The organism is Ideonella azotifigens (genome assembly GCF_021043325.1).
In the GTDB taxonomy this organism is placed as follows: Bacteria; Pseudomonadota; Gammaproteobacteria; order Burkholderiales; family Burkholderiaceae_C; genus Ideonella; species Ideonella azotifigens.
Genome location: NZ_JAJNKD010000005.1, coordinates 158,114 through 181,586 on the forward strand (window position 1 = coordinate 158,114; position 23,473 = coordinate 181,586).

The following is a 23,473-nucleotide window of genomic DNA, read 5'->3' on the forward strand; positions in this document are numbered from 1 at the left end:
ACCGGCTGAACCTCGGGCCACCTCGAACTGGTGGTTTCGGCCGCCGCTCCCAACAGCCCGCCAGGCTTGCCTGGCGGGCTGTTTCCATTGCTGTGGCGGCGTGGGCGCAGAAGGCGCCGGAAGGTCCGCCAAGCGCGGCACATGACGCACGAACACTTGGGTTGGCGCCAGGGTCGGGATCGCCTGATCGCGGACGATGGGTTATGATCGACGGGTTTACCCCAAAACAAAGCCGCCCAGCGAAACCTCGTTTCCCTTTTCCTTGCCGAGCCCTTCCAAACCGTTTTCGCTGCGCTGCTTGCGCCGGCCTGAACCTTGGCCAGGGCCCACGGGCTGGGCGCGCGAACACCGGAGTTCCCCCTTGCTGCCCGTCCTGCCCCCCGCAATCCTTGCACTCGCAGACGGCACGGTCTTTTCCGGCACCTCGATCGGCGCGCCCGGTCACACGGTTGGCGAAGTGGTGTTCAACACCGCGCTGACCGGCTACCAGGAAATCCTCACTGACCCGAGCTACTGCCGGCAGATCGTCACGCTGACGTATCCGCACATCGGCAACTACGGTGTCAACGTCGAGGACGTCGAGGCGTCTCAAGTCCATGCCGCTGGCCTGATCATCAAGGACCTGCCAGTCCGAGTCTCCAACTTCCGCCAGTCGCAGTCGCTGGACGCGTACCTGAAAGACCAGGGCACGGTGGCGATTGCCGACCTGGACACGCGCCGGCTGACCCGGGTGCTGCGCACCACCGGTGCCCAGAACGGCTGCATCAGCACCTTCCCGGCGGGCCATCAGGTGACCGAAGCCGACAAGGCCGATGCTGTGGCCCGTGCGCAGGCGGCGCCCAGCATGGCTGGCCTGGACCTGGCGCAAGTCGTCAGCAAGACCGAGCCCTACGAGTGGACCCAGACCGAGTGGCGCCTGGCACGCCCCGAAGGCGGCGACGGTGCCGGCACGCCGGGTTACGGTACCTTGGGCGACGCGAAGTTCCATGTCGTGGCCTATGACTTCGGCGTCAAGTTCAACATCCTGCGCATGCTGGCCGAACGCGGCTGCCGCGTCACCGTGGTGCCGGCGAAGACGACCGCGGCCGAGGTGCTGAAGCACCAGCCCGACGGCATCTTCCTGTCCAACGGCCCGGGCGACCCGCAGCCCTGCGACTACGCGATTGCTGCCGCCAAGGACCTGATCGCCAGCGGCATCCCGACCTTCGGCATCTGCCTGGGCCACCAGATCATGGCGCTTGCCGCAGGTGCTGGCACCTACAAGATGAAGTTCGGCCACCACGGCGCGAACCATCCGGTCAAGGACCTGGACACTGGCCGGGTGTCCATCACCAGCCAGAACCACGGCTTCGCGGTCGACGAGAAGACGCTGCCGGCCAACCTGCGCCCCACGCACATCAGCCTGTTCGACGGCACGCTGCAAGGCCTGGCCTGGACCGACCAGCCGGCTTTCTGCTTCCAGGGCCACCCGGAAGCCTCGCCAGGCCCGCACGACATTGCGTACCTGTTCGATCGCTTCACCGGCCTGATGGCCGAGCGCAAGCGTTGAAGATGGGCTGAAGGCGCGACAAGGGAAGAACAGACCATGCTGCTGGGCGTCACCGACATCTGGACCTATGTGCTGGGCACGATGGCCATCGTGCTGCTGCCGGGGCCGAACTCCATCTTCGTGCTCTCGGTGGCCGCGCGGCGCGGCGTGCGCCACGGCTATGCCGCGGCCTGCGGTGTGTTCGTGGGTGACGCCGTGCTGATGACCCTGGCGGCCCTTGGCGCTGCCTCGCTGCTGCGCACCGTGCCGGCGCTGTTCTTCGCCGTGAAGATGGTCGGCGCGGTCTACCTGGGCTGGGTCGGCATCCAGCTGCTGCGTGGCGCCGTGCGGCGCTGGCGTGGCGAGCTTGCCGCGGCGCAAGCGTCTGACGCCGAGCTGAGCCAGCCGTTTCGCAAGGCGCTGTTCATCAGCCTGCTGAACCCCAAGGCCATCCTGTTCTTCGTGTCCTTCTTCATCCAGTTTGTCGACCCGACCTACCCCTGGCCCGCGCTGAGCTTCCTGGTGCTGGGCAGCATCGCCCAGGCCTTCAGCGCGCTGTATCTGACCGTGCTGATCTTCTCCGGCGCACGCCTGGCTGCAGCCTTTGCGAAGCGGCGCCGTGCCGCCAGCCTGGCTTCGTCGGGCGTTGGTGCCCTGTTCCTCGGCTTTGGCGCCAAGCTCGCCACCGCCAGCCTGGGCTGACCCACAGCCAGTCCAGCCAGATCTCAAGAAAAGACCATGCCCAAGCGTTCCGACCTCAAAAGCATCCTCATCATCGGCGCCGGCCCGATCATCATCGGCCAGGCCTGCGAGTTCGACTATTCCGGCGCCCAGGCCTGCAAGGCGCTGCGCGAGGAAGGCTACAAGGTCATCCTGGTCAACAGCAATCCGGCGACCATCATGACCGACCCGGCCACGGCCGATGTCACCTACATCGAGCCCATCACCTGGCAGGTGGTCGAGAAGATCATCGCCAAGGAGCGGCCGGATGCGGTGCTGCCGACCATGGGCGGCCAGACGGCGCTGAACTGCGCGCTGGACCTGCACAAGCATGGCGTGCTGGCCAAGTACAAGGTGGAGATGATCGGTGCCAATGAGCAAGCGATCGAGAAGGCCGAGGACCGCCTGAAGTTCAAGGACGCGATGACCAAGATCGGGCTGGGCTCTGCCAAGTCCGGCATCGCGCACACGCTGGAAGAAGCTTGGGGCGTGCAGAAGAGCATCCAGGCCGACATTGGCGGCTCGGGTTTCCCGATGGTCATCCGCCCCAGTTTCACGCTGGGCGGCACCGGCGGCGGCATCGCCTACAACCCGGAAGAGTTCGAAGAAATCTGCAAGCGCGGCCTGGACCTGTCGCCGACCAACGAGTTGCTGATCGAGGAATCGCTGATCGGCTGGAAAGAGTACGAGATGGAAGTGGTCCGCGACAAGGCGGACAACTGCATCATCGTCTGCTCGATCGAGAACCTGGACCCGATGGGCGTGCACACCGGCGACTCCATCACCGTGGCTCCGTCGCAGACGCTGACAGACAAGGAATACCAGCTGCTGCGCAACGCCTCGATCGCGATCCTGCGCGAGATCGGCGTGGACACCGGCGGCTCCAACGTGCAGTTCTCGATCAACCCGAAGGACGGCCGCATGGTCGTCATCGAGATGAACCCGCGCGTGTCGCGTTCGTCGGCGCTGGCCTCCAAGGCCACCGGCTTCCCGATCGCCAAGGTCGCCGCCAAGCTGGCCGTGGGCTACACGCTGGACGAGCTGAAGAACGACATCACCGGCGGCGCCACGCCGGCCTCGTTCGAGCCGTCCATCGACTACGTCGTCACCAAGATCCCGCGCTTCGCGTTCGAGAAGTTCCCGGCTGCCGATTCGCGCCTGACCACGCAGATGAAGTCGGTCGGCGAGGTGATGGCCATGGGCCGCACCTTCCAGGAGAGCTTCCAGAAGGCGCTGCGCGGCCTGGAAACCGGCATTGACGGCCTGACCGAGCGTTCGACCGACCGCGAGGAAATCATCCAGGAAATCGGCGAGCCCGGCCCGGAGCGCATCCTGTTCGTCGGTGACGCTTTCCGCATCGGCATGTCGCTGGACGAAGTCTTCGCCGAGACGGCCATCGACCCGTGGTTCCTGGCCCAGATCGAGCAGTTGGTGACGACCGAAGGCCAGCTGGCCGGCCGCACGCTGGACGGCCTGTCGCGCGACGAATTGGTGTACCTCAAGCGCAAGGGCTTCTCGGACAAGCGCCTGGCCAAGCTGCTGGGCACCAACCAGCACCTGGTGCGCGCTGCGCGCTGGAAAGCCAATGTGCGCCCGGTGTTCAAGCGCGTGGACACCTGCGCCGCCGAGTTCGCCACGCAGACCGCCTACCTTTACTCGACCTACGACGAGGAGTGCGAGGCTGAGCCGACGAACAACAAGAAGATCATGGTGCTGGGCGGCGGCCCGAACCGGATCGGCCAGGGCATCGAGTTCGACTACTGCTGCGTGCATGCGGCACTGGCGATGCGCGAAGACGGCTACGAGACCATCATGGTCAACTGCAACCCCGAGACCGTGTCGACCGACTACGACACCTCGGACCGCCTGTACTTCGAGCCGGTGACGCTGGAAGACGTGCTGGAGATCGTGGCCAAGGAGAAGCCGGTTGGCGTGATCGTGCAATACGGTGGCCAGACCCCGCTGAAGCTGGCGCTGGACCTGGAGCGCGCTGGTGTGCCCATCATCGGCACCAGCCCGGATTCCATCGACGTGGCCGAGGACCGCGAGCGCTTCCAGCAACTGCTGCACGCGCTGGGCCTGAAGCAGCCGCCGAACCGCACCGCGCGCACCGAAGAGGCGGCGCTGCGCCTGGCGCAGGAAATCGGCTACCCGCTGGTGGTGCGCCCGAGCTATGTGCTGGGCGGCCGGGCGATGGAAATCGTGCACGGCGACAAGGACCTGGAGCGCTACATGCGCGAAGCGGTGCGGGTCTCGGAAAAGTCGCCGGTGCTGCTGGACCGTTTCCTGGACGACGCGATCGAGGTCGATGTCGACTGCATCAGCGACGGCGTCGACGTGATGATCGGCGGCATCATGGAGCACATCGAGCAGGCAGGCGTGCACTCCGGTGACTCGGCCTGTTCGCTGCCGCCGTACTCGCTGAGCCCCAAGCTGCAGGACGAGCTGCGCCGCCAGACGGCCGAGATGGCCAAGGCGTTGAAGGTCATCGGTCTGATGAACGTGCAGTTCGCCATCCAGGGCGAGGGCGATGAAGCCGTGATCTACGTGCTGGAAGTCAACCCGCGGGCTTCGCGCACCGTGCCGTTTGTCTCCAAGGCCACCGGCCAGCAACTGGCCAAGATTGCCGCGCGCTGCATGGCCGGCCAGAAGCTGGTGGATCAGAAGGGCATGGGCGGCAAGCCGCCGCACGAAGTGATTCCGCCGTACTTCAGCGTCAAGGAGGCCGTCTTCCCGTTCAACAAGTTCCCCGGCGTGGACCCGATCCTCGGCCCGGAAATGCGTTCGACCGGCGAGGTGATGGGCGTGGCCTACAGCTTCGGCGAAGCGATGCTGAAGAGCCAGCTGGGCGCAGGCTCGCGCCTGCCCTCGCAGGGCACGGTGGTCATCACGGTCAAGAACAACGACAAGGACCGCGCCGTGAAGATTGCCGGCGACCTGGTCGACCTGGGCTACAAGGTCGTGGCGACCAAGGGCACGGCAGCTGCGATTGCCGCCGCCGGCGTGCCGGTCACCGTGGTCAACAAGGTCAAGGACGGCCGGCCGCACATTGCCGACATGATCAAGGGCGGCGAGATCCAGCTGGTGTTCACCACCGTGGACGAAACCCGTACCGCGATTGCCGACAGCCGCTACATCCGCACCGCAGCCCTGGCCAACCGGGTGACGTACTACACCACCATGGCCGGCTGCGAAGCCGCTGTCGAGGCGCTCAAGCACCAGGACGACCTGCAGGTGCTGTCGCTGCAGGAATTGCATCTGGCGCTGAACAGCTGAGCGGCCGGCGGCCCGAGCCTTGTCGAAGGCTCGGGTGTTTCACTGGCCTGATCGGCCGCGGGTTGTGCTCTAAAATCCCGTTATCCGCATCCGCCGCCCTCGCGCCGTCCTGGCGTCTTGGCGGCGGATTCGTTTTGTCTGCCAAGGAGGGCCGCGATGGCCACGATTCCCCTCACCAAGCGCGGTGCAGAAAAACTCAAAGAAGAGCTGCACCAACTCAAGACCGTGGAACGCCATGCGGTGATCCAGGCGATTGCCGAGGCACGTGCCCAGGGTGACCTGTCGGAAAACGCCGAGTACGACGCGGCCAAGGACAAGCAAGGCTTCATCGAAGGCCGCATCCTGGAACTGGAGAGCAAGCTGGCCGCAGCACAGGTCATCGACCCGAGTTCTCTGGACGCAGGCGGCCGCATCGTCTTTGGCACCACCGTGGACCTGGAAGACGAAGATTCCGGCGCCAAGGTCACCTACCAGATCGTCGGAGACGACGAGGCGGACCTGAAGCTGGGCCTGATCTCGATCAGCTCGCCGATCGCGCGGGCCTTGATCGGCAAGGAATCCGGCGACGTGGCCGAAGTGGTTGCGCCCGGTGGCCTGCGCCACTACGAAATCGTCGGGGTGCGTTACCGGTGAATGGCTGGCGTGAGCGCCTGCGCTGCGCCTTGCCCGGTGTTTGGCTGGGCGGGTTGGCCTGCCTGGCGTTCGTGGCCACGCCGGCACCGTTTGCCACACTGCCCACGCCCGCCGAAGCCGGCAAGGTAGTGGGTTTCATGTTCGCGCGCGAAGCGCCCACCAGCCTGGTGCTGGCGGTGTTGTTGCTGTTGCTGGAGCGGGCCGCCGCGGCCGAACGGGCCGAGCGAGGCACAGGCTCGGGTTTCAGCGTCAACATGGGTTTGGTGCTGGGCGCCGTGGCCTGCACGGTGATTGGCTACTACGTGCTGCAGCCGATGATGGCGCCCGCCCGCTCAGGGCTGGGGCCGCTCAGTTTTGGCCAGCTGCATGGCCTCAGCTTTGGGCTCTTCGGGGTGAAGATGCTGCTGGTGCTGGCCCTGGCCTGGCGTGCAGGCGGCAGCAGGCTGGCCAAGGCGGGCTGATGACCGCCTGCCGCCAGGTTCAGTCCTGGCTTTGTGCGCGCTTCTTGACGCTGGTGACGCGGTTCTTCTGGCGCTTGACCATGCCGCCCGCCGTCACCCGTTCATTGCCGTGCACCTGCACCTTCTTCACCGTCGGCCGGCCGCTGCCGTTCTTGGAGAAGGTGACCAGCTTGACCACGCGTGAGCCCGGCTTGCGGTCTTCCACGACGGGCGCGGTTTTTTCGGGCATTGGGCGCCACAGCACCAGCAGCTTGCCGATGTGCTGAATCGGCGCGGCCGAGAGTTCGTCGGCCAGCTGGGCCAGCATGGCTTCGCGGGCTACGCGGTCGTCCGAGAAAACGCGGACCTTGATCAGGCCGTGGGCCTTCAAGGCCACATCGGCTTCCTTCACGATGGCAGGGGTCAAACCCTCGCCGCCGATCATCACGACCGGGTCGAGGTGGTGGGCTTCGCCCCGCTTTTCCTTTCGGGCAGCGGGTGTCAATTGAATCGCAGGCATCGCCGTATTATCCCCTCAACATGAAAACCCAGACCAAAAGCAAAAAGGTCAACAAGGCGTGGCTGCATGACCATGTCAACGACACCTATGTGCGCCTGGCCAAAAAAGACGGCTACCGGGCGCGCGCAGCCTACAAACTGAAGGAAATCGACGAGACTTTCCAGCTGATCCGCCCCGGCCAGGTGGTGGTTGACCTGGGTGCCTGCCCCGGCGCCTGGAGCCAGTACCTGCGGCGGCGCTTTGCCCCCAAGGTGGCTGGCGTGGGGGGCGCTGCCAGCGGTGAGCTCGACGGCACCATCATCGCGCTGGACATGCTGGATTTCGAGCCGATCGACGGCGTGACCTTCATCCAGGGCGATTTCGGCGACGACGCCGTGTTGCAGCAACTGGAAGCGGCGCTGGCCGGCCGGCCGGTGGACCTGGTGGTCTCGGACATGGCGCCCAACCTGTCGGGCATTGCCAGCACGGACGCGGCGCGGATCGAAAACCTGGTCGAGCTGGCAGTGGATTTCGCCGCCAGGCACCTCAAGCGCGACGGCGCGCTGGTCGCCAAGGTCTTCCACGGCGCGGCGCACGACCCGCTGGTCCAGCTCTTTCGTGACACCTTCCGGGTCGTGAAACCCGTCAAACCCAAGGCTTCGCGCGACAAGTCGTCGGAAACCTTTCTGGTCGGCATGGGTCTGAAAACCCGATGAGCCGCATGGCGCAAGGCCATTGGGCAAGCGACAGGCCGGCTGGTGGCCGGATTAAGCCGGTTTTCCTCCCGCAGACACGCGGCCAAAGTGGCCTATTGACTGCCTTAGAATCGACCCTATATGCGGTTAAGCAGCCGTGCCGGCATTTTCCGGCCGGTAGCGAGCGATGGATCATATGAAGGAGCCGCGGTGAACAATCAGTGGATTTCGAAGATCGCCGTTTGGCTGGTGATCGCCTTGGTGCTTTTCACCGTGTTCAAGCAATTCGACCGTGCGTCGGTGCAGGGCAGTCAGGTGGGCTACTCCGAGTTCCTGGAGCAGGTGCGCAACAAGCACGTCACGAACGTGAAGATCCAGGAAGGCCCGGGCAGCGTCGAGATCGAGGCTGTCACGACCGATGGGACGAAGATCCGCACCACCGGCACGCTGCTGGATCGGGGCCTGACCGGCGACCTGATCAACAACGGCGTGAAGTTTGAAGTGCGCCCACGTGAGGAGCCGTCGCTGTTGACCAGCCTGCTGCTCTCCTGGGGCCCGATGCTGCTGTTGATCGGCGTCTGGGTGTATTTCATGCGGCAGATGCAAGGCGGTGGCAAGGGCGGAGCATTCAGCTTCGGCAAGTCCAAGGCCCGCATGCTGGATGAAGCCAACAACTCGACCACCTTTGCCGATGTCGCAGGCTGCGATGAAGCCAAGGAAGAGGTCAAGGAACTGGTCGACTTCCTGAAGGATCCGCAGAAGTTCCAGAAGCTGGGCGGTCGCATTCCGCGTGGCGTGTTGCTGGTCGGCCCTCCGGGCACCGGCAAGACCTTGCTGGCCAAGGCGATTGCCGGTGAAGCCAAGGTGCCGTTCTTCTCGATCTCGGGTTCCGACTTCGTTGAAATGTTCGTCGGTGTCGGTGCCGCCCGCGTGCGCGACATGTTCGAGCAGGCCAAGAAGAGCGCGCCCTGCATCATCTTCGTCGACGAAATCGACGCCGTTGGCCGCCACCGTGGTGCCGGCCTGGGCGGCGGCAACGACGAACGCGAGCAGACGCTGAACCAGATGCTGGTCGAGATGGACGGCTTCGAGACCAACCTGGGCGTGATCGTGATGGCCGCCACCAACCGGCCGGACATCCTGGACCCCGCGCTGCTGCGTCCGGGCCGTTTCGACCGCCAGGTCTACGTGACCCTGCCGGACGTGCGTGGCCGCGAACAGATCCTGAACGTGCACATGCGCAAGGTGCCGGTCGGACAAGACATCCGCGCCGACATCCTGGCCCGTGGCACGCCTGGCTTCTCGGGTGCCGACCTGGCCAACCTGGTCAACGAAGCCGCCTTGTTCGCCGCGCGCCGCAATGGTCGCGTGGTCGAGATGGTCGACTTCGAGAAGGCCAAGGACAAGATCATGATGGGCCCGGAGCGCAAGTCCATGGTCATGGACGAGGAAGAGCGCAGGAACACCGCCTACCACGAGGCCGGTCACGCCATCATTGCGCAGTTGCTGCCGAAGCTGGACCCGGTCCACAAGGTCACCATCATTCCGCGTGGGGGTGCCCTGGGCGTGACGATTTCGCTGCCCGAGAAGGACCGCTACAGCGTCGACAAGGTCCGCATGCTGAGCCGCATCTCGATGCTGTTTGGTGGCCGCATTGCTGAAGAAGTCTTCATGGACCAGATGACGACCGGTGCCAGCAGCGACTTCGAACGCGCCACGCAAACGGCCAAGGACATGGTGATGCGCTACGGCATGACCGACGCGCTGGGCCCCATCGTGTACTCGGAAAACGAAGGCGAGGTGTTCCTCGGTCGTTCGGTCACGAAGACGACCAACATGTCCGAGGAAACCATGCGCAAGGTGGATGCCGAAGTTCGCCGCATCATCGATGAGCAATACAACATTGCGCGCAGGCTGATCGAGGACAACGCCGACAAGATGCATGCGATGGCCAAGGCGCTGCTCGAATGGGAGACCATCGACGGTGATCAGATTGCCGACATCATGGGTGGCAAGCCGCCGCGTCCGCCCAAGGACTGGACGCCTTCGGCCAGCAAGACCGGCACCGGCCCGACGCCGCCAGTCAATCCTGACAGCGCGCCTGCAGCCGCCTGAGCTTCATCGCACGGCGCATGACTTGTGCGCCAGACCTTCAACGGGGCTTCATGCCCCGTTGTGCGTTTCCGGACCGGAGTTCATCGCCCATGCCCTGGCAAACCACCCGCTTCCTGATCGACCTGCAGCGTCCGCAGGTGATGGGCATCGTCAACGTCACCCCGGACTCGTTTTCCGACGGCGGCCACCATGCTGCGCCCGAGCAGGCGATGGCCCACTGCGAGTTGCTGCTGGCCGAGGGGGCGGACATTCTGGACATTGGCGGAGAGTCGACCCGACCCGGTTCCGTCATGCCGAGTTGGCAGGATGAGCTGGCTCGGGTGCTGCCGGTGGTGCGCCATGCGGTGACGCTGGGCGTGCCGGTGTCGGTCGACACCAGCCGGCCCGAGGTCATCGCCGAGGTGCTGGCCGCGGGGGCCGACATCATCAACGATATCCGCTCGCTGACCTGGCCAGGCGCGCTGGCCTGCGTGGCCCAGGCGCCGCAGGCCGGCATCTGCGTGATGCACATGCAGGGCCAGCCCGGCACCATGCAGTTGCAGCCGCACTACGACGATGTGCTGGCCGACGTGCGGGCGTTTCTCGCTGAGCGCGTGCAGGTGCTGCGCGAGGTGGGTGTGGCCGACGCGCGCATCGTGCTCGACCCGGGTTACGGCTTCGGCAAGACGGCCGAGCACAACTGGGCCTTGCTGCGCGGCCAGGCCCAGCTCCTGGACCTGGGCTTTCCCCTGCTGGCCGGCTGGTCACGCAAAGGCACACTCGGCCAGCTGACCGGCCGGCCGGTTGGCGAGCGCATGGTCGCCAGCGTGGCCGCGGCGCTCGCTGCCGCAGCACACGGTGCACGTGTGCTGCGGGTGCACGACGTGGCAGCCACGGTCGATGCAGTGAAGGTCTGGCAGGCTGCCGGTCTGGTTGCGTGAAGCGGCGCTAATTTTTTTCTTCTCATCTCCATCAAGACGCTGCTTTCACGGCGCGGGAACACCTCCATGGCACGACAGTTTTTTGGCACCGACGGCATTCGCGGTACCGTGGGCACCTATCCGATCACCGCGGACTTTTCGCTGCGCCTGGGCCATGCCGTTGGGCAGGTGCTGGCCGCCGCCAGCCCGGGCCGCCAGCCGACGGTGTTGATCGGCAAGGACACGCGCATTTCCGGCTACATGATGGAGTCTGCGCTGGAGGCGGGTTTTGTCTCGGCCGGCGTCAACGTGCTGCTCACCGGGCCGTTGCCGACCCCCGGTGTCGCTTACCTGACGCGGGCGCTGCGCCTGGACCTCGGGGTGGTCATCAGCGCTTCGCACAACGCCTTTCCCGACAACGGCATCAAGTTCTTCTCGGCCCGCGGCGAGAAGCTGCCCGATGCGTGGGAAGAGGCGGTTGAACAGGCACTGGCGCAGCCGCCGGCCTGGGCCGACTCGGCGCACCTGGGGCGCGCCCGCCGGTTGAGCGACGCGCAAGGCCGTTACGTCGAGTTCTGCAAGAGCACGGTCAGCGGCGAGCTGACGCTCAAGGGCCTGAAGATCGTCGTTGACGCAGCGCACGGTGCCGCGTACCAGGTCGCGCCAGCCGTGTTTCACGAACTTGGCGCCGAGGTGATCAGCATCGGCGTGTCGCCCAACGGCATCAACATCAACGCCAACGTTGGCGCTACCGCGCCGGCAGCGCTGGTCGCCGCGGTGCAGCAACATGGCGCCGACTATGGCGTGGCGCTGGACGGTGACGCCGACCGGCTGCAACTGGTGGATGGGGCAGGGCGGCTGTTCAACGGCGACGAACTGCTGTTCCTGCTTGCCCAGGACCGGCAGGCGCTGGGCGAAGCGGTGCCGGGGGTGGTTGGTACGCTGATGACCAACATGGCGGTCGAGCTGGCGCTGGCCGAAAGCGGCATCGAGCTGGTGCGCGCCAAGGTGGGTGACCGTTACGTGCTGGAAGAACTGGGCCGGCGCGGCTGGCTGCTGGGTGGTGAAAGCTCGGGCCACCTGCTGGTGCTGGACTGCCACAGCACCGGTGACGGCATCGTCAGTGCGCTGCAAGTGCTGCAGGCGGTGCAGCGCAGTGGACGCAGCCTGGCCGAATTGGTTGCCCCGGTTCAGCTGTTCCCGCAGACCATGATCAATGTGCGGCTGGCCGACGGCAGCGACTGGCGCGCCAACCGCGTGCTGGCAGACGCAACCGAAGCCGCTGAAAAGGCGCTGGGTCGCAGCGGGCGGGTGCTGATCCGTGCTTCCGGCACCGAGCCGGTGCTGCGCGTGATGGTGGAGGCACGCGACCCGCACCAGGCTCGCCAGACCGCAGAGCAACTCGCCGCAGCGGCGGTTCAAGCCGCCTGAGACGCTGGCAAGCCGTTGTTTTGTCGAGGTTTTCTCCAGGAAGTAGGCGTTTCATGACGGTCTGGTGACGGCTTCGTGGCGTCGCCGGATCATTGTCATGAATGTCACAGCGGTGTCACAGACCGTTTCTACAGTGCAGGCATCGCGGGGCATTGCGCCCCGATTCCCCACTGACGAAGGGTCTGTTCCATGGTTTCCACTTTCGTTCGTTTCTCGCTGGCCAGCGCTGCGCTGGCATTTGCCTCCACCGCCTTTGCGCAAGACGTGACCGGCGCAGGCGCCTCGTTCCCCGCTCCGGTGTACGCCAAGTGGGCGGACCTCTACAGCAAGGCCAGCGGCGCGCACATCAACTACCAATCGGTGGGTTCGGGTGCCGGCATCAAGCAGATCAAGGCCAAGACGGTGGACTTCGGTGCCTCCGACGCGCCGCTGAAGGACGAAGAACTCTCCGCTGACGGCATGGTCCAGTTCCCCACCGTGATCGGCGGCGTCGTGCCGGTGGTCAACATCAAGGGCATCGCCCCGGGCCAACTGAAGCTGACGGGCCAGGTGCTGGGCGACATCTACCTGGGCAAGGTCACCAAGTGGAACGACGCTGCCATCGCCGCGCTGAACGCCGGTGTGGCGCTGCCGGACGCCGAGATCGCCGTGGTCCGCCGCGCTGACGGCTCGGGCACCAGCTTCATCTTCACGAACTACCTGTCCAAGGTGAATGCCGATTGGAAGGCCAAGGTTGGCGAAGGCACTGCCGTCAACTGGCCGACCGGCGCCGGCGGCAAGGGCAACGAGGGCGTGTCGTCCTACGTGCAGCGCCTGCCGAACTCCATCGGCTACGTCGAATACGCCTATGCCAAGCAGAACAAGATGGCGTTCGTGATGCTGAAGAACAAGGACGGCCAGTTCGTCGGCCCGGATGACCTGAACTTCAAGGCCGCCGCCGCGGGTGCCGACTGGTCCAAGAGCTTCTACCAAGTGCTGACCGAGCAGGCCGGCAAGGACAGCTGGCCCATCACTGGCGCCACCTTCATCCTGATGCACAAGGTGCAGGACAAGCCGGCCCAGGCTGCTGCCGCGCTGAAGTTCTTCGACTGGGCCTACAGCAATGGCGACAAGCCGGCGATGGAGCTGGAATACGTTGCGCTGCCCGACTCGCTCAAGGCCTTGATCCACAAGCAGTGGGCCGAGATCAAGGACGGTTCCGGCAAGGCCATCGCCTACAAGTGATCCTGCACTGAGCGCACAGCAGGGCGCGGCGGCCGGTGGCCGCCTCCGCCCCGCCTGTGCGCCGTGCCACTGGAGCCTCCAAAGTGACTGCTACGATGCCTGCACACTCACTGCCTTCCGACATCGAGATGGTCCGAACCTCTCCTGCGGGCCGTCCCGGTTCGCGGCGCATGCGCGCGCCCTGGGCCGATCGGCTGTTTTCACTGGCCGCCCATTCGGCTGCCTGGCTGACGCTGGCCCTGCTGCTGGGCATCCTGATTTCTCTTGTGGTGGGCGCGATGCCTGCCATCCGTGAATACGGGTTCTCGTTCCTCTGGCGCACCGAATGGGACCCCGTTGGGGACCACTACGGCGGCCTGGTGATGATTTACGGCACGCTGATGACCTCGGTCATCGCGCTGCTGATCGCCGTGCCGGTGAGCTTCGGCATCGCGCTGTTCCTGACAGAACTCTCGCCGAACTGGTTGAAGCGGCCGCTGGGCATCGCGGTCGAGTTGCTGGCGGCTGTGCCGTCCATCGTCTACGGCATGTGGGGCCTGCTGGTCTTCAGCCCGCTGCTGGCCACTTATGTGCAGCAACCGCTGCAGCACCTGTTCAAGGGTGTGCCCGTGCTGGGTGCGTTTTTCTCCGGCCCGCCGGTGGGCATCGGCCTGCTGTCGGCCGGCATCATCCTGGCGATCATGATCATCCCGTTCATTGCCTCGGTGATGCGCGACGTGTTCGAGGTGACGCCGCCGATGCTCAAAGAATCGGCCTACGGACTGGGCTCGACGACCTGGGAAGTGATGTTCAAGGTCGTGCTGCCGTTCACCAAGACCGGGGTGGTCGGCGGCATCATGCTGGGCCTGGGCCGTGCGCTGGGCGAGACCATGGCGGTCACCTTCCTGATCGGCAATGCGAACCAGCTGAACTCGCTGTCGCTGTTCGAGCCGGCCAACAGCATCACCTCTGCGCTGGCCAATGAGTTCGCCGAAGCCGGCGAGGGCCTGCACCAGGCCTCGCTGATCTACCTTGGCCTGGTGCTGTTTTTCATCACGTTCGTGGTGCTGGCCTGCTCCAAGCTGCTGCTGGCCCGCCTCAAGAAGAATGAAGGGAGCCGCACATGAGCTTGGCGACTCTGGACGCTGGCCGCCTGGCCATGCACAAGCGGCGCCAGCGCGTCAACACGGTGGCGCTGACGCTGTCGCTGGCGGCCATGGCCTTCGGCGTGTTCTGGCTACTGTGGATCCTGTTCGAGACCTTCCGGCTGGGCATTGGTGGTCTGAATCTGGCCGTGTTCACCGAAATGACACCGCCGCCGCAGGACGAGGGCGGGGGGCTGGCCAATGCCATCTATGGTTCCCTGATGATGGTGACCTTGGCCACCTGCGTCGGCACGCCGATCGGCATCCTTGCTGGTATCTACCTGGCCGAGTACGGCCAGAAGGCCTGGCTGGGCCGCATCACCCAGTTCATCAACGACATCCTGCTGTCGGCACCGTCCATCGTGATCGGGCTGTTTGTCGGCTGGGTCGTGGTGGTGCAGTTCAAGAGCTATTCGGGCTGGGCAGGCGTTGCCGCGCTGTCGCTCATCGTGATCCCGGTGGTCATCCGCACCACCGAGAACATGCTGACGCTGGTGCCGCATGCGCTGCGTGAAGCGGCCTACGCGCTGGGCACACCGAAGTGGAAGGTGATCTTCTCGATCACGCTGAAGTCGGCCCGTGCCGGCGTCGTCACCGGTGTGCTGCTGGCCGTGGCCCGCATTGCAGGGGAAACCGCGCCGCTGCTGTTCACCGCGCTGTCCAACCAGTTCTGGTCGTCCGACCTGAGCAAGCCCATGGCCAGCCTGCCGGTGACGATCTTCAAGTTCGCGATGAGCCCTTACGAGAACTGGCAGAAGCTGGCCTGGGCCGGCGTGTTCCTGATCACGATGGGCGTGCTGGCACTGAACATCCTCGCGCGGGTCTTCTTCCGCAAACAACACTGATTTCTGGCGAACACCATCATGGATGCAAAAGTCGAACTTCCCGTGACCGAGAAAGCCAAGATCACGGTGCGGGACCTGAACTTCTACTACGGCAGCTTCCACGCGCTCAAGCGCATCAACCTGGACATTCCCGAGAAGAAGGCCACGGCATTCATCGGTCCGTCGGGTTGCGGCAAGTCCACGCTGCTGCGCACCTTCAACCGCATGTTCGAGCTCTACCCCGAGCAGCGCGCCGAAGGCCAGATCCTGGTCGACGGCGAGAACGTGCTGGACAGCAAGCTGGATGTGTCGCTGATCCGTGCCAAGGTTGGCATGGTCTTCCAGAAACCCACGCCCTTCCCGATGTCGATCTACGACAACATCGCGTTTGGCGTGCGGCTGTTCGAGAACCTGTCGCGCGTCGAGATGGACGAGCGGGTGGAATGGGCGCTGAAGAAGTCCGCGCTGTGGACCGAGGTCAAGGACAAGCTGGGCCAGAGCGGCTCGGGCCTGTCGGGCGGCCAGCAGCAGCGGCTGTGCATTGCGCGCGGCATCGCGATCAAGCCGGAAGTGCTGCTGCTGGACGAACCCTGCTCCGCACTGGACCCGATCTCTACCGGCAAGGTCGAGGAACTGATCACCGAGCTGAAGAGCGACTACACCGTGGTCATCGTCACGCACAACATGCAGCAGGCTGCCCGTGTTTCGGACTACACCGCCTACATGTACCTGGGCGACCTGATCGAATTCGGCCCGACACGTGACCTCTTCATGAAGCCGAAGAAGAAGGACACCGAGGACTACATCACCGGTCGCTTCGGCTGACCGCCCCCGCGTCGCGGTGCCATCCAAGGGAACAGAACATGAGTGACAAACACCTCTCCACCCAGTTCGACGCTGAGCTCAGCGCCGTCTCCACCCGCGTGCTGGAAATGGGCGGGCTGGTCGAGGCGCAGGTGGCGCAAGCCATCTACGCGCTGACCAACTACAGCGCCGAAACCGCCACCCAGGTGCTGGCGCTGGAAGAGCGCGTGAACCGGCTGGAAGTCGAGATCGATGCCGACCTGTCGGCCATCATTGCCCGCCGCCAGCCGACCGCACGCGACCTGCGCCTGCTGATCGCCATCTCCAAGACCATCGGCAACCTGGAGCGCGTGGGTGACGAAGCCGCCCGCATCGCCCGCACGGTGCAGCGCCTGATCAACACGGGGGTGTTCAGCCGTCTGCGCCTGCCGGTGCAGGACGTGTCCTTCGAAGCCAGCCTGGCCACTGCCTCGCTGCGCAAGGCGCTGGACGCGTTTGCCCGCCTGGACACGGTGCAGGCGCTGGACGTGATCAAGCAGGACGGCCAGATCGACCAGGAGTTCGACGGCCTGATGCGCAAGCTGATCACCTACATGATGGAAGACCCGCGCACCATCTCGGCCAGCATCGACCTGGTGTTCGTGGCCAAGGCCATCGAGCGCGTGGGCGACCATGCCAAGAACCTGGCCGAGCAGATCATCTACATCGTCAAGGGCACCGACGTGCGCCACAACACGGTTGAAGCGGTGGAAACCATCGCGTTGACCCGCAACTGACCCACGGGACACCCACATGCCCTCCATTCTGGTGGTTGAAGACGAATCGGCGATTGCCGAGCTGATTGCCATCAACCTGCGCCATGCGGGTTTTGAGATCACGCTGGCTGAAAACGCCGACCAGGCGCTGGTTGCGGTGGACGCCGTGCTGCCGGACCTGGTGCTGCTGGACTGGATGCTGCCGGGACAGTCCGGCGTGGCCCTGGCCCGCCGCTGGCGTGCCGACGCGCGCACCAAGGAACTGCCCATCATCATGCTGACGGCGCGGGCAGACGAATCCGACAAGGTTTCGGGCCTGGACGCTGGGGCGGATGACTACCTGACCAAGCCGTTCTCGACCCAGGAACTGCTGGCCCGCATCCGCGCCGTGCTGCGTCGCCGCGTGCCAGAGGCGCTGGACGCTGCGGTCGAAGTCGGCGGCCTGCGGCTGGACCCGTCTACCCGCCGCGTTGCCCGCCTGGGCGTGGAGCTGAAGCTGGGGCCCACCGAGTTCCGCCTGCTGCATTTCTTCCTCACCCATCCGGAGCGGGTGCACAGCCGGGCCCAACTGCTGGACCGGGTCTGGGGCGATCATGTGTTCATCGAGGAACGCACGGTGGACGTGCACGTCAAGCGCCTGCGCGAGGCGCTGCAACCGGCGCAGTGCGCCCAGATGATCGAGACTGTGCGCGGCGCCGGCTACCGGTTGACGCAACAGGTCATGGCCTCCGCGCCTTCGGCCTGACCCCGCCTTTCGGGAAATCCGCATGTTCTGGTTGGGGCCGCGGGTCCTCTTCGCGGTGATGGCTGCGGTTGTCGGTGGCGCCTTGGGTCACCTGTGTGGCGAACGCCTTGGCATGCCGCAACTGGGCAGCCTGCTGGGCTCGGGCGTGCTGGTCGCGTTGGCTGCAGTGGTCGACAGCCTGCGTGGCGCCCAGCTGCTGGGCTGGCTGACCGGTGAGCTTGACGATGGCTGCCCGCGCCAGAACGGTTTCTGGGGCGAGGCCGGTGCGCGCATCGAGCGCGCGCTGCGGCAGCGCGAGAAGGCCACCGCGCGTGAGCGCGAGCGGCTGAGCCAGTTCCTGTCTGGCATCGAGGCTTCACCGAACGGCGTGCTGCTGCTGGATGCCCGGGAGCAGATCGAATGGTGCAACCAGGTCGCGGCCGAGCACCTGGGGCTGGACGCGCAGCGCGACCTGCAGCAGCGCATCACCAACCTGGTCCGCGCGCCGGCTTTCGTGGCCCACCTGCACGGCGGCCCCAGCGACCAGCCGGTGCAGATCCCCAGCCTGCATGGCCGCGGCCAACTCTCCATCCTCGTGCGGCCCTATGGCGACGGCCAACACCTGCTGATCACCCAGGACGTGACCGCGCGTGAGCGGGCCGATGCCACCCGGCGGGATTTCGTCGCCAACGTCTCGCACGAGATCCGCACGCCACTGACGGTGCTCGCCGGCTTTGTCGAAACCATGGCCACCTTGCCGCTCAGCGAGGTCGAGCGCCAGCGCGTCCTGTCGCTGATGGGCCAGCAGACCCGCCGCATGCAGGCCCTTGTGGGCGACCTGCTGACGCTGACCCGCCTGGAGGGCAGCCCGCGCCCGCCGTCGGATGCCTGGCTGCCGCTGCAGCGCCTGGGCGATGCAGTCGACACCGATGCCCGCAGCCTGTCCAACGGCAGGCACCAGCTCAGCTTCCATTGGGAAGACGAGGCCAACGGCGAAGCGGATGGCGCCAAAGGCCTGCAACTGGCCGGCAACGAGGTGGAACTGCAAAGCGGCGTGGGCAACCTGGTCAACAATGCGGTGCGCTACACGCCGGACGGTGGCACGGTCAGCGTGCGTTGCTGCCGCCGGCCGGATGGTGCGCTAGAGATCCGCGTCAGCGACACCGGGCCCGGCATTGCGCCCGAACACCTGCCCCGCCTCACTGAACGCTTCTATCGCGTCGACGGCAGCCGCTCGCGCGACACCGGCGGCACCGGCCTGGGCCTGTCCATCGTCAAGCACGTGGCGCAGCGCCATGGCGGCGAGCTGCGCATTGCCAGCGAGCTCGGCCGCGGCTCGACCTTCACGCTGTTGCTGCCTGCCTCGCGGGTCCGCCCGCTGGTCTCGCAGCCGCAAGCGGCCACCGCGTCCAGCTGAAATCCGGTCAGGAGCCGCGCCGGTACAACGCGAAGTATTCGCCGCGGTCCACCGGCCGGTGGAACTTGGCGAGCAGTTGCCATCCGGCCGGCGCTTCGGCCTGGGCGGTGCGCGTCAACAGCAGCTGGTAGTCGCAGGTCGCAGGCATCGGGATGTCCGCGGGTGGGGTAGTCGGGAGCAAGGCCTTGGCAGCGGCCACCTTGTCCTCTTCGCTGCGCGCGTCCACCTGGTAGTTGCCGAACACCTCCAGCCCGGCCACGTGCGTGCGGCTCAGGCCCGGCGCCAGCAGGCAGGCATGGGCCGGCACCAGGCGGGCAATCTGCTGCACCAGCGGGCGCGTGCTGCGGCCGTAGTCCAGCACCGGCAGCAGCAGCGTCATCAGCAGCAGCCAGGCCAGCGCCACGCCGCTGGCCGGCAGCACCAGGCTCTTCCACAGCGGGTGGCGATGCCGCGAGGTGCGCCAGCGCACCAGCCACAGCCAAGCCAGCGTGCCAGCCACGGCAAAGGCCAGCGCCAGCAGGGAGAACTCCGATTCGTAACCCGGCACCAAGCGCAGGATGTTGCGCAGCGGCTGCGGCGGCGTGCCGGTTTGCGTCGAGAAGTAGATCACCCAGATGGCGAGGCCGGCCACGCTGAAGAAGAACACCGAGAACCAGTCGATGGCCGCGCCGGTGCTGCGTTGCAGCGTGGGCAGCGCAAATGCCGCCAGGATGGCCAGCCCGGGCAGCGCCAGCATCAGCGCCCGGTCCGAGCCGCCCATCAGCACCGAGCTGAGCAGTGCAATCAGCACCGTGCTGGCCGGAATGGCAATGTGCCGGTACGGCCAATGGCTGCGCCAGCGCCACAGCGTCCACACGGCCATGGGCCAGGCCGGCCAGGTGAACCACAGCAGCAGGCGCAGCAGCCCCAGCCACTCGGCCGGCTGCTCGCGCAAGGCCACGCGCCATTGCCAGGCGTGAGTCAGGGTGGCGGCCAGTGCGGCCACCAGCAGCGAGGCCACCAGCCAGGGCCACAGCGCGCGCATGCCGGCATGGCTGGAGCGCTGGCTCAGCGGCAGGGCAGTCAGGCCCAGTGCGGTGGCAATGCTGGGTGCCCCGCTGAGCGCCAGCGCCGGCAGCGCAACCAGCACCGCCAGCGCCACCCGGCGCCGGCTGTAGGGTGCAGCGGCCATGGCCCAGATGAACAGCGAGACCAGGCTCAACTGCAGCAACTCGGGCGTGGTTTCGTGGCCCAGTTGCAGCAGGCCCAGGGTGGCAATGGTGGCCAGCAACGCGCCATCGGCCATTGCGCGGGCGTAGTCCACCGGCTCGGCCTCGCCGCCAAAGGCGAAGGGCACCGGCTGGGCGGCATCGGTGCGTGCCAGGTGGAACATCGCGTACCAGACCAGCGACAGCGTCAGCGCCAGCAGGAAGGTGAACGGCAGGCGTGCGGCCAGGGCAGGGTCCAGCCAGTGGCCCAGCAACTGCACCGACCAGGCGCCTATCCAGTGCGGCAGCAGCGCGGTTTCGGGTGACAACTGACCAAGCGAAGGCGCCCACCAGGAGGTGCGGCCCTCGGCCATGGCCTGCATGTAGCCGAAGGCGGTCAGATCGGCATTGCGCCAGGGGTCTCGACCGAACAGGCCGGGCAGCAGGTAGGCGGCGCAGAACAGCAGCAGTGCGATGCGTGGCAGTCGCTGCGCGGCACGCTGGGTCACGAGGGCAGGGGTCGGTTGATTCACGGCTGGATCATGCCAACAAGCGGGCCGATCAAGGTTTCAGAACGAGGCGGAAACCCAACGCCGGCAGGGGCGCGAGTCCTTGCGCAAGCCTGGGCGGGCAATAAAAAAGGCAGCCGGTGGCTGCCTTTCGGGGAGCGAGCGCTGTGCAGGACACAGGCCGCCAATCTCACTTCTTGATGCCGACGCGCGCAAACTTGTTGCGGAACTTCTCGACACGACCGCCCAGCGTGTCCACGCTCTTTTGCTGGCCGGTGTAGAACGGGTGGGATTCGCTGGTGGTTTCCAGCTTGAACAGCGGCAGTTCGCGGCCGTCTTCCAGCTTGATCGATTCCTTGGTCGGCGCGCAGGAACGCGTCACGAATTGGAAACCGTTGGATTGGTCCACGAACACAACGTCGCGGTAGTTCGGGTGAATGCCTGTTTTCATGGCGCTTTGAGGCGGAAACCGCCTTCCTTCGTCGCTGGTGAGCCAACAGCCACGCCAGCCCCATGCCAGCGCACTTTTCGACAGCGGAAAAACGAGCATTATAGCGCAGCGGGCTGCGCCACTGTCCGTGCCGGCATGTGTGCCAGGTCACGGACCTGCCTCCAGGATCGTCCTTGCGGTCCGATCAACCGCCTCTTCGCATCATGTCGAAGAAGTCGAGGTTGTTCTTGGAGGCCTTCATCTTGTCGAGCACGAATTCCATCGCCTCCATCTCATCCATGTTGTAGAGCAGCTTGCGCAGGATCCAGGTCTTCTGCAGGATCTCCGGCTTCAGCAACAACTCTTCGCGGCGGGTGCCGGACTTGTTGATCTGGATGGACGGGTAGACGCGCTTCTCGGCCATGCGGCGATCCAGGTGGATTTCGCAGTTGCCGGTGCCCTTGAACTCTTCGTAGATGACCTCGTCCATCTTCGAGCCGGTATCGACCAGCGCAGTACCGATGATGGTCAGCGAGCCGCCTTCCTCGACATTGCGGGCCGCGCCGAAGAAGCGCTTGGGCCGCTGCAGCGCGTTGGCGTCCACGCCACCGGTCAGCACCTTGCCGGACGAAGGCAGCACGTTGTTGTAGGCGCGGGCCAGGCGGGTGATGGAGTCCAGCAGGATCACCACGTCCTTGCCCAGCTCGACCAGGCGCTTGGCGCGCTCGATCACCATTTCGGCGACCTGCACGTGGCGCGCAGCCGGTTCGTCGAAGGTCGAGGAGATGACTTCGCCGCGTACGCCGCGGACCATTTCGGTCACTTCTTCCGGCCGCTCGTCGACCAGCAGTACGATCAGGTGGATCTCGGGATGATTGGCCACCAGCGCGTGTGCGATGTGCTTCATCATCACCGTCTTGCCGGTCTTGGGCTGTGCGACCAGTAGCGCACGCTGGCCTTTGCCAATCGGCGCGATCAGGTCGACGATGCGGCCGGTGATGTTCTCGTCGGCCTTCAGGCCGTCACGCTCAAGCTTGAACGCCTCTTTCGGGAAGAGTGGCGTCAGGTTCTCGAACATGATCTTGTGCTTGTTCTCCTCGGGCGTCAGGCCGTTCACGCGGTCGACCTTGACCAGCGCGAAGTAGCGCTCACCGTCCTTGGGGACCCGCACTTCGCCTTCGATCAGGTCGCCGGTGTGCAGGTTGAAGCGGCGGATCTGGCTGGGCGACAGGTAAATGTCGTCGGTAGAAGCCATGTAGCTGCTGTCGATGGAGCGCAGGAAGCCGAAGCCGTCTGGCAGCACTTCCAGCACACCGTCGCCGAACACCTGCTCGCCTGCCTTGGCGCGCTTTTTCATGATCGCGAACATCAACTCCTGCTTGCGCAGGCGCGAGACGTTGTCGATCTCCAGCGCTTCGCCCATCTCGATCAGGGCCGAGACGTGAAGGGCTTTCAGTTCTGAAAGATGCATCGGGATTCACCCTTGGGGTGGTTGGACCGCGCCCGCTCCGAAGGCGGCGGCCCTGGCGTGCCGCGTTGCGGAGGACGGTTTGCTGCCTTTTGGCAGCAGGCCGGACACCGACACGCGATACAAGAAACTGTTGTGGGAGCTGTGGGCCGTGAAACTCACGCGCCGGAGAACCGCTGGGTTCTGGGGCGTGGTGGCCTTGAGCCTGTTTGCAGCAGCGGGGCGGGGCTTGTGGATGACCAGCTTGCGGCCACCGCACCCGGTGCTTCAGGCGAGATTATAGATGAGCGTCGATCAGCGATTGGATTTTCGCCTTCGGATGGCTGCCGACCAGGGTTTCAGCAAACTGGCCGTCCTTGAAGACCATCAGGGTCGGAATGCCGCGGATGCCGAACTTGGCCGGGACTTCGCGGTTGTCGTCGACGTTCATCTTGGTGATCTGGATCTTGTCGCCGTAGTGGGCGGCAAGTTCTTCCAGCGCCGGGGCAATCGCCTTGCAGGGACCGCACCATTCAGCCCAGAAGTCGACCAGCACCGGCTTGCCGGATTGCAGGACGTCGGCTTCGAAAGAAGCGTCGGAAATATGCTTGATCAGTTCGCTGCTCATGGGAAGTTCCTGTGGGGAGACCGGACGGCACAGCCGGCTGCGATGCTGCACTGGCCGGACCCGGGACGCGAGGGAGGAAATTCAGAGATGGGGTCAACCCATGCCTGTTCAACCCTGCGGAAGCCTTGTTCTCGGCCCTGGGATCAGGGCCTGCAAAAAGGCAA

The 23,473-nt window shown here is 65.5% G+C and carries 21 protein-coding genes; 16 read left to right on the forward strand and 5 right to left on the reverse strand.

Annotated features, from left to right (window positions below; translation table 11 throughout):
• Positions 1–361 precede the first annotated feature (361 nt).
• The 5 genes from carA to LRH25_RS13380 all read left to right on the forward strand — a co-directional run bounded on the left by carA (position 362) and on the right by LRH25_RS13380 (position 6,618).
• Complete coding sequence (carA, locus tag LRH25_RS13360) at positions 362–1,549, forward strand: glutamine-hydrolyzing carbamoyl-phosphate synthase small subunit (protein WP_141284825.1); 1,188 nt, start codon at positions 362–364, stop codon at positions 1,547–1,549.
• 36 nt (positions 1,550–1,585) lie between these two features.
• Complete coding sequence (leuE, locus tag LRH25_RS13365; protein WP_141284823.1) at positions 1,586–2,230, forward strand: leucine efflux protein LeuE; 645 nt, start codon at positions 1,586–1,588, stop codon at positions 2,228–2,230.
• A 36-nt stretch (positions 2,231–2,266) separates the two neighbouring features.
• Positions 2,267–5,524 carry a carbamoyl-phosphate synthase large subunit gene (gene carB, locus LRH25_RS13370; RefSeq protein ID WP_141284821.1) on the forward strand — a complete coding sequence of 1,086 codons (3,258 nt, stop codon included), beginning with the start codon at positions 2,267–2,269 and terminating at the stop codon, positions 5,522–5,524.
• A 156-nt stretch (positions 5,525–5,680) separates the two neighbouring features.
• Positions 5,681–6,157, forward strand: a complete 477-nt coding sequence (gene greA / locus LRH25_RS13375; protein ID WP_141284819.1) for a transcription elongation factor GreA — start codon at positions 5,681–5,683, stop codon at positions 6,155–6,157.
• On the forward strand, positions 6,154–6,618 hold the full coding sequence (locus LRH25_RS13380) for a DUF4149 domain-containing protein (protein WP_231011355.1): 465 nt from the start codon (positions 6,154–6,156) through the stop codon (positions 6,616–6,618). The genes greA and LRH25_RS13380 overlap by 4 nt, the downstream gene beginning before the upstream one ends.
• 19 nt (positions 6,619–6,637) lie before the next feature.
• Here LRH25_RS13380 and LRH25_RS13385 read toward each other — a convergent pair whose 3' ends face one another.
• Positions 6,638–7,117: a YhbY family RNA-binding protein gene (locus tag LRH25_RS13385; protein ID WP_141284817.1), complete on the reverse strand. Its 480-nt coding sequence runs from the start codon at positions 7,115–7,117 to the stop codon at positions 6,638–6,640.
• Positions 7,118–7,137: 20 nt separating this feature from the next.
• On the opposite strand from LRH25_RS13385, the gene LRH25_RS13390 reads away from it, so the two are divergent.
• The 11 genes from LRH25_RS13390 (at position 7,138) to phoR (ending at position 19,108) form a co-directional block, all read left to right on the forward strand.
• On the forward strand, positions 7,138–7,812 hold the full coding sequence (locus LRH25_RS13390) for an RlmE family RNA methyltransferase (protein ID WP_141284815.1): 675 nt from the start codon (positions 7,138–7,140) through the stop codon (positions 7,810–7,812).
• A gap of 189 nt (positions 7,813–8,001) precedes the next feature.
• Positions 8,002–9,906 (forward strand): ATP-dependent zinc metalloprotease FtsH, encoded by a 1,905-nt coding sequence (gene ftsH, locus LRH25_RS13395; RefSeq protein WP_141284813.1) that lies wholly within the window; start codon positions 8,002–8,004, stop codon positions 9,904–9,906.
• A gap of 89 nt (positions 9,907–9,995) precedes the next feature.
• A complete protein-coding gene (gene folP, locus LRH25_RS13400) occupies positions 9,996–10,826 on the forward strand; it encodes a dihydropteroate synthase (protein ID WP_141284811.1) in 831 nt (276 codons plus the stop codon).
• 66 nt (positions 10,827–10,892) lie between these two features.
• Positions 10,893–12,236 (forward strand): phosphoglucosamine mutase, encoded by a 1,344-nt coding sequence (gene glmM, locus LRH25_RS13405; protein WP_141284809.1) that lies wholly within the window; start codon positions 10,893–10,895, stop codon positions 12,234–12,236.
• 189 nt (positions 12,237–12,425) lie between these two features.
• Positions 12,426–13,460: a phosphate ABC transporter substrate-binding protein PstS gene (gene pstS / locus LRH25_RS13410; protein ID WP_141284807.1), complete on the forward strand. Its 1,035-nt coding sequence runs from the start codon at positions 12,426–12,428 to the stop codon at positions 13,458–13,460.
• A gap of 128 nt (positions 13,461–13,588) precedes the next feature.
• Positions 13,589–14,566, forward strand: a complete 978-nt coding sequence (pstC, locus tag LRH25_RS13415) for a phosphate ABC transporter permease PstC (protein ID WP_211361280.1) — start codon at positions 13,589–13,591, stop codon at positions 14,564–14,566.
• Positions 14,563–15,429 carry a phosphate ABC transporter permease PstA gene (gene pstA / locus LRH25_RS13420; protein ID WP_141284803.1) on the forward strand — a complete coding sequence of 289 codons (867 nt, stop codon included), beginning with the start codon at positions 14,563–14,565 and terminating at the stop codon, positions 15,427–15,429. Before pstC ends, pstA begins: the two co-directional genes overlap by 4 nt.
• Before the next feature lie 18 nt (positions 15,430–15,447).
• Complete coding sequence (pstB, locus tag LRH25_RS13425) at positions 15,448–16,233, forward strand: phosphate ABC transporter ATP-binding protein PstB (protein ID WP_141284801.1); 786 nt, start codon at positions 15,448–15,450, stop codon at positions 16,231–16,233.
• Between the two features lie 38 nt (positions 16,234–16,271).
• Positions 16,272–16,988, forward strand: coding sequence for a phosphate signaling complex protein PhoU (gene phoU, locus LRH25_RS13430; protein WP_141284799.1), 717 nt, complete (start codon positions 16,272–16,274; stop codon positions 16,986–16,988).
• Positions 16,989–17,004: 16 nt separating this feature from the next.
• Positions 17,005–17,712: a phosphate regulon transcriptional regulator PhoB gene (phoB, locus tag LRH25_RS13435; RefSeq protein ID WP_141284797.1), complete on the forward strand. Its 708-nt coding sequence runs from the start codon at positions 17,005–17,007 to the stop codon at positions 17,710–17,712.
• Positions 17,713–17,770: 58 nt separating this feature from the next.
• On the forward strand, positions 17,771–19,108 hold the full coding sequence (gene phoR / locus LRH25_RS13440; protein ID WP_231011356.1) for a phosphate regulon sensor histidine kinase PhoR: 1,338 nt from the start codon (positions 17,771–17,773) through the stop codon (positions 19,106–19,108).
• Positions 19,109–19,115: 7 nt separating this feature from the next.
• Here the strand turns inward: phoR and LRH25_RS13445 are convergent, their stop codons facing one another.
• From LRH25_RS13445 to trxA, 4 genes are all read right to left on the reverse strand, one after another.
• On the reverse strand, positions 19,116–20,828 hold the full coding sequence (locus LRH25_RS13445; RefSeq protein ID WP_231011358.1) for an ArnT family glycosyltransferase: 1,713 nt from the start codon (positions 20,826–20,828) through the stop codon (positions 19,116–19,118).
• A 166-nt stretch (positions 20,829–20,994) separates the two neighbouring features.
• Entirely contained in the window at positions 20,995–21,255 is a 261-nt protein-coding gene (locus tag LRH25_RS13450; protein WP_141289814.1) for a type B 50S ribosomal protein L31, read from the reverse strand.
• Positions 21,256–21,439: 184 nt separating this feature from the next.
• Positions 21,440–22,705, reverse strand: coding sequence for a transcription termination factor Rho (rho, locus tag LRH25_RS13455; RefSeq protein WP_141289815.1), 1,266 nt, complete (start codon positions 22,703–22,705; stop codon positions 21,440–21,442).
• A 274-nt stretch (positions 22,706–22,979) separates the two neighbouring features.
• Positions 22,980–23,309, reverse strand: coding sequence for a thioredoxin (gene trxA, locus LRH25_RS13460; RefSeq protein WP_141289816.1), 330 nt, complete (start codon positions 23,307–23,309; stop codon positions 22,980–22,982).
• Between the last annotated feature and the right edge of the window lie 164 nt (positions 23,310–23,473).